This is a genomic window from Catalinimonas alkaloidigena, assembly GCF_900100765.1.
GTDB classification, from domain to species: domain Bacteria; phylum Bacteroidota; class Bacteroidia; order Cytophagales; family Flexibacteraceae; genus Mooreia; species Mooreia alkaloidigena.
Genome location: NZ_FNFO01000004.1, coordinates 523,284 through 538,398, shown reverse-complemented (window position 1 = coordinate 538,398; position 15,115 = coordinate 523,284). Strand labels below are relative to the sequence as shown.

The following is a 15,115-nucleotide window of genomic DNA, read 5'->3' as shown; positions in this document are numbered from 1 at the left end:
AGCGCCTCGGCACGCCCGCAGCGGCGAGCAACGTGTCAGGCGTGACTACCAGATGGAGATGCGAGAATAGAATACGCCTATATTACATATTCGTCATATTTATTCTTAGCTTTCTTATTTTCGTTCTCCGTTCACGCTTTCAACCACTTTTAATCGTATGAGAAAATTTTTTCCGATTCTTTTGTTCGGCACCTGTGTAGGAGTACAGGCGCAGTCGCTCGGACCGACACTTCTCGCCCCGGCCGGAGGGGTCTCGACCGACGGCGCGTTTACGCTCAGTTGGTCTGTCGGCGAGCCTGTCGTTGAAACTTTTTCGACACCGGAAATAACCCTTACCCAAGGGTTTCATCAGGCTAATTTGGTCATCAGCAAGGTCGACCGACATCCGGAGGCATTTCAGGTCCAGGTCTTTCCGAATCCTACCAGCGATCAGGTCACCTTGGAGCTGGCACAGAAGCCCGGGCAGTACGTGGTCTGTAAACTGCTCGATGTGCAGGGGCGTACCCTCCTGACCGAGCGCATCACGCAAGACCAACAGCAGCTTGACCTGCGTGCATTGTCGGCCGGCACCTACATCTTGATGCTCCTGACGCCGGAGCGTGAGCAGCCCGTCGCTACGTACAAAATCCAAAAAGTGAAATAACCTTTCTTTAACCAGTTTTTTGATATTCTATGCGAAAATTGATACTCCTGCTGTGCGGCATGCTGAATTTTGCCGTGTTCGCACAAGCGCCTCATTCGTTCAATTACCAGGCTGTGTTGCGCGATGCGGCCGGCACGCTTCTGACGGATCGCTCCGTAACGATGCGCCTGAGCATTGTTCGTGGAACGGCCGACGGGCAAGCTGTCTATGCTGAAACCCACGCTACGCAGACAAATGCTTATGGCCTTATTACCCTGAAAGTGGGGGAGGGAGAGACCAACCTGGGTGATTTCTCTTCGATTGATTGGCAGACCAACGACTTCTTTCTGAAAGTCGAGCTGGACGAAAACGGTGGTGTTGCCTACCGTCAGTTGGGAACGTCCCAACTGCTCAGTGTTCCCTTTGCGCTGTATGCCGACCGGGCCGGAAATGTCGTCGACTACGAAGGCGGCGAAGGAATCGGGATTGCCGGAAATGTTGTTTCAAACTTAGCCCCTTCGCCCTGGGTTCCGATAAACACGGGCATTTCCTACAATAAAAAAATCGGTATCGGGTACACAACCTCAACCTTCAGGGGGCGGGTGCACATCAACAGCAAAGACAGCATTGGAGGCGAATTGCCCCTGTGGATCAACGGAACGACAACCGGACTCACGTTCGGCAGCAACACACACGGCCGGTTGTTGCGTTTGCAGCAAAACGCGGACGATAATCGTGTTTTCGACCTGGGGATCGACCGCAATCAGGCGTTCTTTATTCAAAACCACATGAATGGTTACCATCCGGAGTTTACCATCAGCGCCGGAGGAAACGTGGGCATTGCCACGGCGCAACCCAAAAGCCGCCTGCAGGTAACCGACGGCGATGTATACGTCGACAACAGCAGCCGAGGCATGATTCTGAAGTCGCCTAATGGACAGTGTTGGCGGGTGACCCTCGACAACAACGGCGAGTTTGTGAAAACACCGATTACTTGTCCTTAATCCAAGCAACGGTCACTAAAACGCATAAAAAAGGCGCCTCCTTCGGGGGGCGCCTTTTTGCTGGTTGAGGGTTGCCTGGAGAGCAATGGGCTTACGGTTCGAGGGTGACTTCGCGGAGGGTGTTGTCGTAGGCGGGTACCTCGTCGAGGATGTAGTAGTCCACCCCGGCGTAGGAAAAGAGGTAGTCGACCTTCTCGGGCAGCTGAGCGACTTGCTGGGTTTGTGCCTGCAGGTTGCCGTCCAGGTCATAGACCTGTTGCGTGAAGGTGATGGTAGGTTCGGCGGTGGTGTCGTCGTCTTTCTGCGGGCCGGAAGGACCAGCCAGGGTGGAGAAGGAAACGACCAGGAGAAGGGCGAGGGTAGACAGAAGAGTTTTCATGAGGGGGTAGGAGTAACGTGCTGAGAAATATGGGTTCGGTCAGGTAAAGTCCAGAAGTGTGCCAAACCCATGAAAAGCCCCTCAGAAGCGCGTATAGGTATTTTTATTCCTGTCTAGATGTACGATTTCGTACACCATGCGTGCATCAGCGGACAGTGTAAAGGCGGAGGGCAGACCACATCTGGAGGCCGGGGAGCTTGGCAGAGGGAAGAAGAAGTTTCGGCCACTAAAAGCGCCCGTTGGTAGAGATCTGAAAAATAGCGGCCGCAAACCGGTGACCTTTGGGCCGATTCAGCGATATATGCTAAAGAGTACCTACGCTCTTTTTCGCAGTCACTGACCTTGCCCCAGCGTGGACGCCACACTGGACGAGCAACCAAACGTCACTATACAATTTGACTCTCCCTGAATCCGTGCGCGCGATAAGGCATTGATTGACCTTATGGGAAATTCATAAGCGAAAAGATCTGGGGAATACTTTGCAATGATCTGCTCGCGATGGCCGCTGCCCGATCTGAACAAGAGGGGCGGCGGCTTTTTTTACGGCAGACGCCGGTCGATGTACGCAAACAGGTTTTCCTTATAAAGGTCGCCAATGGGAATCGAGAGCTTGCCGATGGCAATCTGGTTCTTGTTGATGGTTTCAATGCGGTCGAGGGCCACGATAAACGAGCGGTGTACGCGCATGAATCGGTCGTCGGGGAGTTTTTCTTCCAGGCTGCGCAAGCTAAGCAACGACAGGATGGGGCGGGGCTCGGGGGTGTGGATCTTGACGTAATCCTTGAGGCCCTCAATGCAGATGATGTCCTGAAACGGAATCCGTACCAGTTTGTAGTCGGCCTTGACAAAGAGCGCATCCGGCGCAAGCGTGGTGGTGCCTTTGGCTTTCTCCCGCATTTCGAAGTACTCGTGTGCCTTGGTCGCGGCTTTCAGAAACTCTTCGAACGAAAAGGGTTTGAGCAGGTATTGCAACGCATCGAGGCGAAACCCTTCCAGGGCGTACTTCTCGTAGGCCGTGGTGAAAATGACCTTGGGGCCGTTTTGCAACGACTTCATCAACTGAATCCCGTTTAAGTCGGGCATCTGAATGTCAAGGAAAATCAGGTCGATGGGATGCTCGCTCAACCGTTGCAGTGCCTCCGTCGCGTTTCTGGCCGTGCCCACCAGGGTCAGGAAAGGAACGCGCTCGATGTAGTGCGCCATTTGTTTTAGGGCAAGCGGCTCGTCGTCAACGGCCAAGCAGCGGATGTTCATCAGAGAAATAGTTTGATTTCGACAGCGAATTGAGAATTGACCTCTTCCATCTGGAAGGTATGGCGTTCAGGATAAAGCAGGTTGAGTCGGCGGCGTACGTTGCTCAGGCCAATGCCGGAGCGATCTTCCAGCGGATCTTCGCGCCGGAATACCCGGTTCAACGTACGAAAAACGATGGCGTTTTGGTCTTGGGTCAGCTCGATCCGGATGTTGCAGGGTTGCTGGTAGCTTACGCCGTGTTTAAAGGCATTTTCGACCAACGGAATAAACAGCAGTGGGGCCAGCAGAAGTTGCCCGTTCTGCATCTGGAACGTAAACTCCACGGTTACGTCGTCGGTCAGTCGGAGGCGCATCAGGTCGATGTAGTGGCGCAGAAAATCGATTTCCTGTTGCAGCGTGACCTGCGATTTTTCGGTTTCGTACAGTACGTACCGCATCATCCGCGAGAGCTGGTGGATGGCTTTTTGCGCCAGCGCGGGGTCTAGTTCGGTCAGCACGCTGATGTTGTTCAGCGTATTGAAAAAGAAGTGTGGGTTGATCTGGGTCTTCAGGAAGGCCAGTTCCGAGGCCAGGTTTTCTTTCTCTAGTTGGTCCTGTTTTTCTTCGTCGCGTAACCACTTGCGGATGGTCATCAGGCTGGTGCTGACGCTCAACACCACCAGCGAAGCAAAAAACGGATAGAGCCGGAACGTAGGAATGCGGAAGAACGGCCCGGCGGGCGGGCGGCCCCGGTTGAACTCCGGCCGGGGAGGGAGGGCATTGCCACCCATCCCGTTGGTATTGGGGAAGTTAGGGCGCTGCATGCCCAACTGCGGATGGTCCATCAGAAAATAGTGCAGCAGAAAATCGGCCGCTAAAATAACCACCACACAACCTACCAACGCCAGGCTGTAGACCAGCACCTTCCGCTGGAACAGAAGCCGCGGGATCAGCACGTGAACGTTCAGATAGTAGAGGCCGCAGAGCAGTGACGCGATCAGCAGATACCGGAGCGTCAGGAAGAGGGGGAGGCGAAACGCCGGACCCTGAAACGCCAGCGGAAAGGAAAAAATGGCGAGCCAGACCAGGATGGGAAATACCAACTGAATGCGTCGCGAATATTTTTGCCGGGGCGTAGCGAGAGTCATGAATCGGGGACGTGCAACTTCGGGTGGAGGCACCAATTTTACGCATCGCACGCCGAACGCGCGACAAGTTTATCGTCAAAAATCGGACTTACGGTGGGGAATGGGCCGGGAAATGTACGAAGCAAGCAGATCTCTAGACAGAGCGTAGGGGCTTGTCGCTAAAAAGCATAAAAAAGGCGCCCCCTACGGAGGCGCCTTTTTGCTGGTTGAGGGTTGCCTGGAGAGCAATGGGCTTACGGTTCGAGGGTGACTTCGCGGAGGGTGTTGTCGTAGGCGGGCGTCTCGTCGAGGATGTAGTAGTCCACTCCGGCGTAGGAAAAGAGGTAGTCGACCTTCTCGGGCAGTTGAGCGACTTGCTGGGTTTGTGCCTGCAGGTTGCCGTCCAGGTCATAGACCTGTTGCGTGAAGGTGATGGTAGGTTCAGCAGTGGTGTCGTCATCTTTCTGCGGGCCGGAAGGACCAGCCAGGGTGGAGAAGGAAACGACCAGGAGAAGGGCGAGGGTAGACAGAAGAGTTTTCATGAGGGGTAGGAGTAATGTGCTGAGAAATATGGGTTCGGTCAGGTAAAGTCCAGAAGTGTGCCAAACCCACGAAAAGCCCCTCAGGAGCGCGTATAGGTATTTTTCTCTCTACCCAGGTGTACGATTCCGTACACTATGCGTGCATCAGCGGACACCTTTTTGCCTTACACCAGGGGCCAGACCAACTCAAAAAAATCGCGCATGTAGGGATGGAGCGTCCGTTGAAAGTCCGGAGTGTAGTCGTCCGGGCGAACGATGACCGGATCGGAGTGCAGCGCGTCTAGTTTCAATGCCCCCCGGCCGCGTGCAAATAGCATGACGTTGAACGAGTCGGTACCACGTCCGTGCCCAAACGGATCGGTCTGGAAGTAGGTCCGTGCGCACCCAACGGTCTGTAAGTCATATAGTTCCAGATTACACTCCGCTTTGGCTTTGCGAAGGGCCGAGTCTTCGGGCGAGAGGCCGCGCAGTTGCCGCCCGCCGATGCACCAGAGTTCGCCTTTGGCAGGTTCGTTGTCGCGCACGATCATCAGAAAACCGCCTTCGTAAGCGATCATGATGTCGTGGCAGGCGATGACCATACCGGCGTGGGCGGCCCGATAGGTGGGGTCGGACATAAAATCGGCTTCGAGAGGAGCCAGCGCTACGGGGTTACCGCCTTCGATCGCGTACTGTTTCATAGAACGAAAGTACGCAGCCATCTCCGGAAAAAGCCATTTTAAAAAGAGCGCTTGATTGTCCGAAAAACAAAATGTAACTAGAAGCCCAGTTCATTTTTCCTCCTCTATGCAAATCAAAGAAAATCCCACCACCTTCGATGTCTGCGTGGTTGGTTCCGGTGCGGGCGGCGGCATGGCTGCCAAGGTCCTGACCGAGAGTGGTGCCAAAGTCGTCATCATCGAGGCTGGTCCGCTGTTCGATTCTTCCAAAGGCGACATGTTCAAGTGGCCGTACCAGTCGCCCCGCCGTGGCGCGCCTACACACCGGCCTTTCGGAGAATTTGATGCCGCGTTTGGCGGGTGGGAGATTGACGGAGAGCCTTACACCACCGTGGGCGACACCCAATTCGACTGGTTCCGTTCGCGGATGCTGGGCGGTCGTACCAACCACTGGGGGCGCATTTCGCTACGCTTCGGGCCGGACGACTTCCGCAAGCGTAGCATCGACGGCCTGGGCGACGACTGGCCCGTGACGTTTGAAGACATCAAACCTTATTATGATAAGGTCGATAAACTGGTGGGCGTGTTCGGCGTTAATTTTCCGAAAGAGCTGGGCCTGACCAACGAGCCCGACGGCGTGTTTCTGCCGCCGCCCAAGCCCCGAGCCTACGAACTCCTGGTCAAACAGGCGTGCGACCAACTCGATATTCCCGTTGTGCCGTCGCGCATGTCGATCCTGACGCAGCCCCATAACGGCCGCGCGGCCTGCCACTACTGTTCGCAATGCAACCGGGGGTGCTCGACCCACTCTAACTTTTCGTCGCCCTCCGTGCTGATTCCGCCGGCGCAGAAAACCGGTAACCTGACCATCATTCCCAACAGCATGGCCCGCGAAGTGCTGACCGACAGCGAAGGCCAGGCCACGGGCGTTTCGTACGTCAGCAAAGAAGACGGGCAAGAATACGCGGTGCGCGCGAAAATCGTGGTGCTGGCGGCTTCGGCCTGCGAAACGGCACGTCTCATGCTCAATTCCAAATCGAGCCGCCATCCGAACGGCATCGGGAATTCGAGCGGGATGGTCGGAAAATACCTGATGGATTCGACGGGCGCCTCGCTGGGCGGGCTGGTGCCGCGCATGATGAACGGCATTGCCTACAACGAAGACGGTGTCGGCGGTATGCACATGTACATGCCGTGGTGGAAAAACAACCTGCGCGACAAGCTGGACTTTCCGCGCGGGTACCACATCGAATTCGGGGGCGGTCGCCGCATGCCAGGCTACGGCTTTATGGGAGGCTTGCAGAATTACAACGCGTACATTTTCAACGACAAAGACGAGAGTCAACTGCCGACGCGCCGGGCGGGCGGCTACGGCAAGCAGCTCAAAGACGACTACCGCCGCTTCTACGGCGCGCAGATCGGCTTTGCGGGCCGGGGCGAGCCAGTAGCGCGGGAAGACAACTATTGCGAGATCGACCCGCACGTGGTCGATCAGTGGGGCATTCCGGTGCTGCGGTTCCACTACAAATGGAGCGATTACGAAGTCAAGCAGGCCAAGCATATGGTCGATACGTTCGAAGAGATCATCGAAACGATGGGCGGCAAAGTGCTGGGCAAAAAACCGGGCGAAGACGAGAAATACGGACTGGCCACGCCGGGGCGCATCATCCACGAAGTGGGCGTGGTGCGGATGGGCAACGACCCCAAGAAAGCGCCGGTCAACAAGTTTTGTCAGTCGCACGACGTAAAGAATCTGTTCGTGGCCGACGGTGCGTCGTTTGTCACCAACCCCGACAAAAACGCGACCTGGACCATCTTGGCGCTTTCGATGCGCACGGCCGAATACATTGTCGATCAACGGAAAAAAGGAAACATCTAACCCCATTCTCCCGAATTACCATGAGTCATAAAATAGATCGTCGTACGTCTCTGAAATACCTCGGCGCAGCGTCGCTGGCGGGTGGCCTGACGTTTATCGGTTGCGACCCGGCCGACAAAAATGCCTCGACGGCAGATTCGACCGAGGCCATGCACGGGCACGAACACGCCGCCGGAGACGGGGAGATGAAGCTCAGCGAAGAAGATCAGGCCCTGATGAAGGAGCGGTTCTTCGACGACCACGAGATGGCGACTGTAACCGTACTGGCCAACCTGATTCTTCCGGCCGACGACCGCTCGGGCAATGCCGAAGAAGCGGGCGTGCCTGAATTCATCGAGTTCATGATGAAAGACCAGCCGCACTACCAGACCAGCATGCGGGGCGGTTTGCGTTGGCTCGACGTGCAGTGCATGAAGCGGTTTGAGACGTCGTTTGCGGAATGTACCGCGGCGCAACAGACCGAAATGCTGGACGACATTGCGTATCCGGAAGAGGCCAAACCGGAGATGAGCCAGGGCGTTCGCTTCTTCAACCAGTTTCGCGATTTTGTAGCCACCGGCTTTTTTACGAGCAAGATGGGCATCGACGACTTGCAGTACATCGGCAATCGGCCGACCGTCTGGAAAGGCAGTCCGCCCGAAGTGCTCGAACAGCTGGGCGTGAGCTACGACATGGTCAGCGAGTATACGTTTGTGAACTGAACGTGACCTCTGTGGTAAGAAAAGGAGTGGGGCTTGGGCACCTCGGCGACGACGTGTAAACTTGCTCCATTCGTTTTGCTCCTAATCTTTTTATTATGCCGAATGCTTCTCTGCCGCTGGGCGTCATTTTCGATATGGATGGCGTGATCGTCAACAACTTAGCGTACCACCTCGACTCGTGGGACCAGTTTTTACAACACCATCGCATCGACATCCAGCGGGACGAAATTCTGCCTCGCATCAACGGTCGCACCGCAAAAGACATTTTCGAGGATCTGTTCGGGCGCACCATGTCGGACGAAGAAGTGGCCACGTTGTCGGACCAGAAAGAAGGCGCTTACCGGGAACTGTACCGGCCGCACCTGGCCCTTTCCGACGGATTACAGGAATTGCTGGACGCCCTGCGGGCACAACAGGTACCGATGGCCGTAGGCACTTCAGCCCCGCCCGACAACGTGGTGTTTACGCTGGACGGTTTGCAGGTGCGTAAGTATTTCAAAGGCGTGACCGACGCCTCTCAGGTTACCAAAGGCAAGCCCCACCCCGAAGTGTACCTGAATTCGGCGAAGATCGCGGGCGTGGAGCCGCGTTTCTGCGTGGTGATCGAAGACGCTAAAGCCGGTGTCGAGGCCGCGCTGAACGCCGGAATGTCGGTCGTGGCCATCACATCGACGCACCGCGCCGACGAATTAGGCACCCCCCATCTGTTGATCGACAGTTTCCGGGAACTGACCGTGGAAAAGCTGCGGGAGTTGGTCGCGGCTCGCAACGCTTAGCCCAACAAAAGGCTAACGGGTCGGCGGGTCGGTGCATCCCTGCTCCTGACGCGTATCGGCAATGTGGAAAATCTTCCAGCCGTCGGGCCCGCGAAACAACTGAAACGCATCCGTGCCACAGTGGTGCAGGCGATCGTCTAAGTAAAAGGCGTAGCGTTCCCACACGGTCGCGAGCGCGCCGTCGATCCGTACCTCGATGTCCCACACGCGTTCGTTCCACACTTCTTTGTGTGGGGTGCCGATCGCTTTGATAAAAGCGTCGATGGACCCCTCCTGCAACACCGGCTGGCCCGCCTGGGTCACCACCGAGAACGCCCGTGCATTTTTTGTAAAAACGGTCCGGGCCATGGTGCTATCTCCCTTCTGCATGGCCTCGAAAAGCTGATCCACAACGTCGAGGACCTCGTCCTGTGCCGTGCGGTTGGCCTGCGCGCAGAGCGCATGACTCAAAAGAAGAGTACAGAAACAGGCATAGAGAAGAGGTGCGCGCATGAGTGAAAATCAGGACAGTGAATCGGGAAAATAATCGGTTTGAGCCGACTTGCCAAGTGGGGCGCTCCTTTAGAGGAGCGATTCGTCTTTCTGCCCAAAACCTTACTCTTATCAGAAGTAACGCCAGATGAAGTACTCAGTGTCAGGCGGTTGCGCATAATCGTTCAATAAATTATTTGAATGATTAAAAATTGATTCCGATTTGTTCACAGAAGCTTTTGATTGAGTTTGTTTAACAATATATGTTCGAACACGTAATCGTCGAACATTTCGAAAGACTTCTCGACAAACCGGCATACTTTTTTTTGCGGTTGACACTGCACCGGCGATTCTTACAGCCTGGCGAAAGCCTCTTTTTTAGTCCGTACTAAAATATCCTTATTGTTGAATTCCTTTTGTGCAGACCAGCTGAAGAATATGAAACTATTAGGATTTTTTATTGGCATTATCGGGCTTATTCAGGTTGTAAACGGACAATCGATCTCGCACCAGGTGGTGGCTTCCGTAGGAGGCAGCGCCGTCGTTCAGGACTTTGGCCTGGACTGGACCGTGGGCGAAGTTGCCGTGGAAACGAAGGACCCGGAGCGCTTTACGCTCACCCAGGGGTTTCACCAACCGCGCCTGACCATCACGAGCCTGACCGGACCGATGCGGAGTGTCTGGAGCGTGAAAGTCTACCCGAATCCTACGCTTGATTTTCTGATTCTGGAAGGCCCCGAAACGGGCACCCGCATTCAACTGGAATGGACCGACTTGCTTGGTCGCCGCATCGATCATCTCCCCAGCGAAATTAGTTCCCTCCCTGCCCGGCTCGACCTGAGCCAATTAGCGGGTGGACAGTACCTGTTGCGCCTCTCTGCTCCGAATCGCCAGGTTTACTCCACCTACAAAATCCAGAAGTTAAACTAAACACCAGCTCCATGAAGCACTTAGCAACTGCGTGCCTCATGATGTGGTTGAGTCTGGCCGCCTTGGCGCAAAGTCCTCAACGCATCAACTACCAGGCCGTTGCCCGCGATGCCTCCGGCAACGTCCTACCCAACCGCGAGATGAACGTCCGCATCACCATCCTGAGCGGACAGCTCCAGGAAGACATCAGCTATGTCGAAGTGCACGAAGTGACGACCAATGCCTTTGGCCTCTTCACGCTGCAGATCGGCAACGGCACCCCCGAATTTGGTACGCTGGGCGAAGTTGCCTGGGAAAGCGGGTCGCACCATTTGCAGGTCGAAGTAGACCCCGACGGCGGTACGAACTACATCGCCATGGGCGTAAATCCCCTCGTCTCGGTGCCTTATGCCCTCTATGCACAAGACGTCGCCAACAAGGACGACGCCGACGCCGACCCGACCAACGAACTCCAGACGCTGACGTTGCGCAACGATACGCTCTTTCTGAGCGACGGGAGTGCCGTCAAGCTGGCCGACAACAGCGCCACGAACGAACTGTTGCAAAGCGCGCGACTGAACGGTAAAACCCTCGAGCTTGTCGACGCGGGTGGTACCCAAACCATCGACCTGAGTGGCTTGGTAACGGGCCTGGAAGATGCGGACGCCGATCCAACCAACGAATTGCTGACCGGCGCTCAGTTGAACGGCACCAAGCTGGAACTGACCGACAACGGCGGCAAGAAAACTGTCGAACTCGCATCGCTGAAAAACGACGCGGACGCCGATCCCGGCAACGAACTGATCGAAGAAGTAAAGCTGACGGGCACCAAGTTGCAGATCATCGATGCGGGCGGCACCAAAACGGTAGAACTCGCGTCGCTGCAAGACGGCGTAAACGACGCGGATGCCGATCCTAACAACGAGCTGTTGACTAATGCTGTGCTGAACGGCACCAAGCTGGAATTGACGGACCGTGGCGGGAAGAAAACCGTTGAACTTGCGTCGCTGAAAGACGGCGTAAACGATGCCGACGCCGACCCCAACAACGAGTTGATTACCGACTTTTCGATGACGGGCACTACGCTGACCATCAAAGATCGGGGGGGCAACAAATCGGTGAGTCTGGCAGGATTGATAAACGATGCCGACGCCGACGCTACCAACGAATTGTTGACCAGCGCGACGTTGGACGGGATGGACCTGAAGCTGACCGATGCCGGTGGCACCAAAACGGTGGACCTGTCCAGCCTGAAAAACGACGCCGATGCCGACGCTACTAATGAATTGCTGAGCAATGCGCAATTGAGTGGAACAGAGCTGCAATTGACCGATGCGGGCGGTACCAAAACCGTCGATCTGGCCAGCTTGGTGGACGACATTGACGCCGATACAACGAACGAACTATTGACCAGCGCGACGTTGGACGGTATGGACCTGAAACTGACCGACGCGGGCGGCACCAAAACGGTGGACCTGTCCAGCCTGAAAAACGACGCCGATGCCGACGCTACCAACGAACTGATTCTGGGCCTGGGCCTGGTCGGCACCAAGTTGCAGGTTGTAGAGCCCGACAATACGCAGGAAATCGATCTGGCACCGCTTCTGGCCGACACCAGTTGGGCCCTGACGGGTAATGACGTAAATACGGGCGAATTCATCGGTTCGAAAAATGCGGCCGATCTGGTTTTCAAAACCGATAACACCGAACGCATGGTGCTGTCGGCAGCAGGCCGGTTGGGCATTGGTTATACGTCGGCCGCCATGCCGGACTCAAACCACGTTTCGGTGGGAGAGGCCACCGGCGATGCGCACGCTGCGGTAGCGGGCTACGCCAGCGGTAAGGCCATCGGGCTGCTTGGCATCAACCGGGGCGACGGGGCAGCGGTGTTGGGACAAGGCGCGCGGGGAGTCGTGGGGCAACAGACCCGCACCAACGCCGGCGATGCCGCTGTCTTTGCCAACGGCGAACTGCTTTCGTCCGGCACGCAGGGCATTGTCATGGATCATCCGGCCGACCCTACGGGCCAAATGCTGCGTCATTTTGCTCTGCAATCGAACGAAGTGCTGCACGTATACCGGGGACGCGCTACGCTGGACGGCAGCGGTTCGCTGACCGTAACCCTGCCGGCCTACTTCGCCGACATCAACGGATTAACGTACACCTATCACCTGACGCCCATCGGCAAGCACGTCGATCTTTACGTCCAGACGGAAGTGAGCGGCAACACCTTTGAGATCGGGGGCGGTACCCTGGCCGACGCGGGTACGGTTGTTTCCTGGGTCATTTACGTGGATCGTGACGACGCCTACCTGCAGGCATATCCGCAGCAAAAACAGGCAGAAGTCTCAAAAACAGCAGGTGATGCGGGCAAGTACCTGCAACCCGCCCTCTACGGTGCGCCCGCTTCCGGCGGCATTTTCCCACAGCGCTAAATGTTCATCCGTATAAAGCTACCCGTTCCTCTAATTTTGAGAGGAACGGGTTTTTACTTTTTAGAGTATGTTATGTTGTATAAAAAGCTCCGTAACATTTTTTTAACATTGTGCCCGATACTCTTTACTTTTACATCCGGGCGGCGTTCCGCCCAAGCCTGACACTAGCCTATCCGTAATGCTGTTAGATTTTGAAAAGCCGATCGTGGAGTTGGAGTCTAAGCTGGCCGATATGAAGCGCCTGGCGGACGAAAACGGAGTTGACGTAAGCGAAGCGGTGCGAACGCTGGAAGAGCGGATCAACCAACTAAAACGCAACACTTACACCAATTTGACGCGCTGGCAGCGCGTACAATTGTCGCGTCACCCGGACCGACCCTATACCCTGGATTACATCGAAGCCATTGCCGATCGGTTCATCGAACTGCACGGCGACCGTACGGTAGGCGACGACAAAGCCATGGTCGGGGGCCTGGCCGACATCGAAGGACAAACCGTAATGGTGATCGGCCATCAGAAAGGGCACAACACCAAACAACGCCAGTACCGCAACTTCGGCATGGCGAACCCGGAAGGATACCGGAAGGCCCTCCGCCTCATGAAAATGGCGGAAAAGTTCAACAAGCCGATCGTTACGTTTATCGATACCCCCGGCGCTTATCCGGGTGTAGAGGCTGAAGAACGTGGCCAGGGTGAAGCCATCGCCCGTAACCTGCGGGAAATGTTCATGCTGCGCGTGCCCGTGATTTGCATCGTGATTGGCGAAGGTGCCTCGGGTGGTGCCTTGGGCATTGCTATTGGCGACCGCGTATTCATGTTGGAAAACACTTGGTATTCTGTCATTTCGCCCGAAAACTGCTCGACCATTCTGTGGAGGAGCTGGGAATACAAAGAGCAAGCGGCCGAAACGATGAAACTGACAGCCAGCGACATGCTGGAATTCGGTTTGATCGACGGCATTCTGGACGAACCTCTTGGCGGCGCGCACACCGATCCGGTGTTGATGAAAACCGTGGTGAAAGAGGCTATTCTCCAGCAGATCGAAGAGCTATCGCAGATTCCGACGGATGAGCTGATCCACCAGCGCATCGAAAAATTCACCCACATGGGCGTTGTCCTGGAATCGGCTCCGAAAGTGACCGGCTCTTAATCGAAGAAATACACTTCCTCAGTAAACCACCGTCTGCCTAAGATTGGTGGTTTTTTTATGCCTCCTTGCCCGGAAGCCTACGTCATCGCGATTCGATCCCCTAAACTTCTTATCTTTCGGAACAGGAAGGGGTGGCGAAAGAGCGCATTGCTTTAAGTCGAGTGATACTTGTTAATAATAGTACTCAAAAAGTAACAATTCTGATGTTAAATAGTTACTTTTTAAGGCCAGCGTCAATACACAAAAAAGTGATTTCGTTCGTTTTATAAGCGGAGACGAGCGCAGATCAAACCAACAACCTGGATCGTTTTTTGAGGCATGATCCCCCTGAAGCGCCTCCCCGAATTGTAGGTAGCGTACGTAAAAAACCACGCAGTGGGGAGATCAGGCGCAAAATTAGTGTAGCACCAAACACCATTGTATGAAGATTGGCATTGCTTTGTCAGGCGGAGGAGCGCGGGGAATCGCTCATCTGGGCGTCCTGAAAGCGCTGGAGGAAAATGGCATTCGCCCCCACATGATCACCGGTACCAGCGCGGGTGCTTTGGCCGGTGCCTTTTATGCTGCAGGTCTGAGCCCCGAACAGATTCTGAGCATCATTACGCAAACGTCGTTTCTGCGCGCGCTCCGACCGGCCACCAACTTGCGCGGCTTGTTGAGAATTGACCTGATTCAGGCGGTTTTTCGTCGGCAGATGCCGGTGGATACGTTCGAAGAGCTGAACACAAAACTGATCGTCGCCACGACCGACCTTACCTACGGGGAGCTGGTCTACTTTTCGTCGGGAGAGTTGCTACGCCCGGTGACGGCCTCTACCTGCATTCCCGGGCTTTTCGCGCCCATCGAAATCAACGGCCATTGCCTGATCGACGGCGGTGTGTTGAACAATATGCCCGTCGAACCTCTGGTCGGTCACAGCGATTTTATCATCGGCGTGCATACCAACTGTTACCCGGAGCGCCCCGAGATCCGGTCGTTACGCTCCACCATGGAACGGGCGTTTCAACTGGCGATCAACGACAATGTGCGCGAGCGGATTCCCTTGTGTAATTTATTCATCGAACCGCCTGAGCTCTCGAAGTTTACAATTTTCGATCTGAAACGGGCGCAGGAAATCTTCGACATCGGCTACGAGTACACCAAAAGCCTGCCTGCCCTCGAAATGATTGGCCGCCGACTGGCGTCGTAAGTTCTTAGTAAAGTAGAAAACCCGATGCGTCGTCTCTTT

The 15,115-nt window shown here is 55.5% G+C and carries 15 protein-coding genes; 9 read left to right on the top strand and 6 right to left on the bottom strand.

Translation table 11 applies throughout. The features are described from left to right. Positions 1–157 precede the first annotated feature (157 nt). Entirely contained in the window at positions 158–643 is a 486-nt protein-coding gene (locus BLR44_RS13115; RefSeq protein ID WP_089682539.1) for a T9SS type A sorting domain-containing protein, read from the top strand. A gap of 29 nt (positions 644–672) precedes the next feature. Further along, entirely contained in the window at positions 673–1,626 is a 954-nt protein-coding gene (locus BLR44_RS13110) for a hypothetical protein (RefSeq protein WP_143017264.1), read from the top strand. Between the two features lie 91 nt (positions 1,627–1,717). On the opposite strand, the gene BLR44_RS13105 is transcribed toward BLR44_RS13110, so the two are convergent. The 5 genes from BLR44_RS13105 to BLR44_RS13085 form a co-directional block, all read right to left on the bottom strand. Further along, a complete protein-coding gene (locus BLR44_RS13105) occupies positions 1,718–2,005 on the bottom strand; it encodes a hypothetical protein (RefSeq protein ID WP_089682535.1) in 288 nt (95 codons plus the stop codon). A gap of 540 nt (positions 2,006–2,545) precedes the next feature. Next, a complete protein-coding gene (locus BLR44_RS13100) occupies positions 2,546–3,259 on the bottom strand; it encodes a LytR/AlgR family response regulator transcription factor (protein ID WP_089682534.1) in 714 nt (237 codons plus the stop codon). Then, the gene (locus tag BLR44_RS13095; protein WP_089682532.1) at positions 3,259–4,386 is read right to left on the bottom strand and encodes a sensor histidine kinase; all 1,128 of its coding nucleotides are present in this window, start codon (positions 4,384–4,386) and stop codon (positions 3,259–3,261) included. The genes BLR44_RS13100 and BLR44_RS13095 overlap by 1 nt, the downstream gene beginning before the upstream one ends. A gap of 233 nt (positions 4,387–4,619) precedes the next feature. After that, on the bottom strand, positions 4,620–4,907 hold the full coding sequence (locus tag BLR44_RS13090) for a hypothetical protein (protein ID WP_089682530.1): 288 nt from the start codon (positions 4,905–4,907) through the stop codon (positions 4,620–4,622). A 164-nt stretch (positions 4,908–5,071) separates the two neighbouring features. Then, entirely contained in the window at positions 5,072–5,587 is a 516-nt protein-coding gene (locus BLR44_RS13085; protein ID WP_143017263.1) for an NUDIX hydrolase, read from the bottom strand. A gap of 106 nt (positions 5,588–5,693) precedes the next feature. Between BLR44_RS13085 and BLR44_RS13080 the strand changes: the two genes are divergently transcribed. The 3 genes from BLR44_RS13080 to BLR44_RS13070 all read left to right on the top strand — a co-directional run bounded on the left by BLR44_RS13080 (position 5,694) and on the right by BLR44_RS13070 (position 8,922). After that, on the top strand, positions 5,694–7,445 hold the full coding sequence (locus tag BLR44_RS13080) for a GMC family oxidoreductase (protein ID WP_089682526.1): 1,752 nt from the start codon (positions 5,694–5,696) through the stop codon (positions 7,443–7,445). A gap of 20 nt (positions 7,446–7,465) precedes the next feature. Beyond that, on the top strand, positions 7,466–8,146 hold the full coding sequence (locus BLR44_RS13075) for a gluconate 2-dehydrogenase subunit 3 family protein (protein WP_089682525.1): 681 nt from the start codon (positions 7,466–7,468) through the stop codon (positions 8,144–8,146). Between the two features lie 95 nt (positions 8,147–8,241). After that, the gene (locus tag BLR44_RS13070) at positions 8,242–8,922 is read left to right on the top strand and encodes an HAD family hydrolase (protein ID WP_089682523.1); all 681 of its coding nucleotides are present in this window, start codon (positions 8,242–8,244) and stop codon (positions 8,920–8,922) included. 12 nt (positions 8,923–8,934) lie between these two features. On the opposite strand, the gene BLR44_RS13065 is transcribed toward BLR44_RS13070, so the two are convergent. After that, positions 8,935–9,414, bottom strand: a complete 480-nt coding sequence (locus BLR44_RS13065; RefSeq protein WP_143017262.1) for a nuclear transport factor 2 family protein — start codon at positions 9,412–9,414, stop codon at positions 8,935–8,937. A 417-nt stretch (positions 9,415–9,831) separates the two neighbouring features. Between BLR44_RS13065 and BLR44_RS13060 the strand changes: the two genes are divergently transcribed. From BLR44_RS13060 to BLR44_RS13045, 4 genes are all read left to right on the top strand, one after another. After that, positions 9,832–10,323 carry a T9SS type A sorting domain-containing protein gene (locus BLR44_RS13060; RefSeq protein WP_089682518.1) on the top strand — a complete coding sequence of 164 codons (492 nt, stop codon included), beginning with the start codon at positions 9,832–9,834 and terminating at the stop codon, positions 10,321–10,323. 38 nt (positions 10,324–10,361) lie between these two features. Then, entirely contained in the window at positions 10,362–12,737 is a 2,376-nt protein-coding gene (locus tag BLR44_RS13055) for a hypothetical protein (RefSeq protein WP_089682516.1), read from the top strand. 178 nt (positions 12,738–12,915) lie between these two features. Further along, positions 12,916–13,887, top strand: coding sequence for an acetyl-CoA carboxylase carboxyltransferase subunit alpha (locus tag BLR44_RS13050; protein ID WP_089682513.1), 972 nt, complete (start codon positions 12,916–12,918; stop codon positions 13,885–13,887). 421 nt (positions 13,888–14,308) lie between these two features. Next, entirely contained in the window at positions 14,309–15,076 is a 768-nt protein-coding gene (locus BLR44_RS13045; RefSeq protein ID WP_089682512.1) for a patatin-like phospholipase family protein, read from the top strand. Positions 15,077–15,115 lie beyond the last annotated feature (39 nt).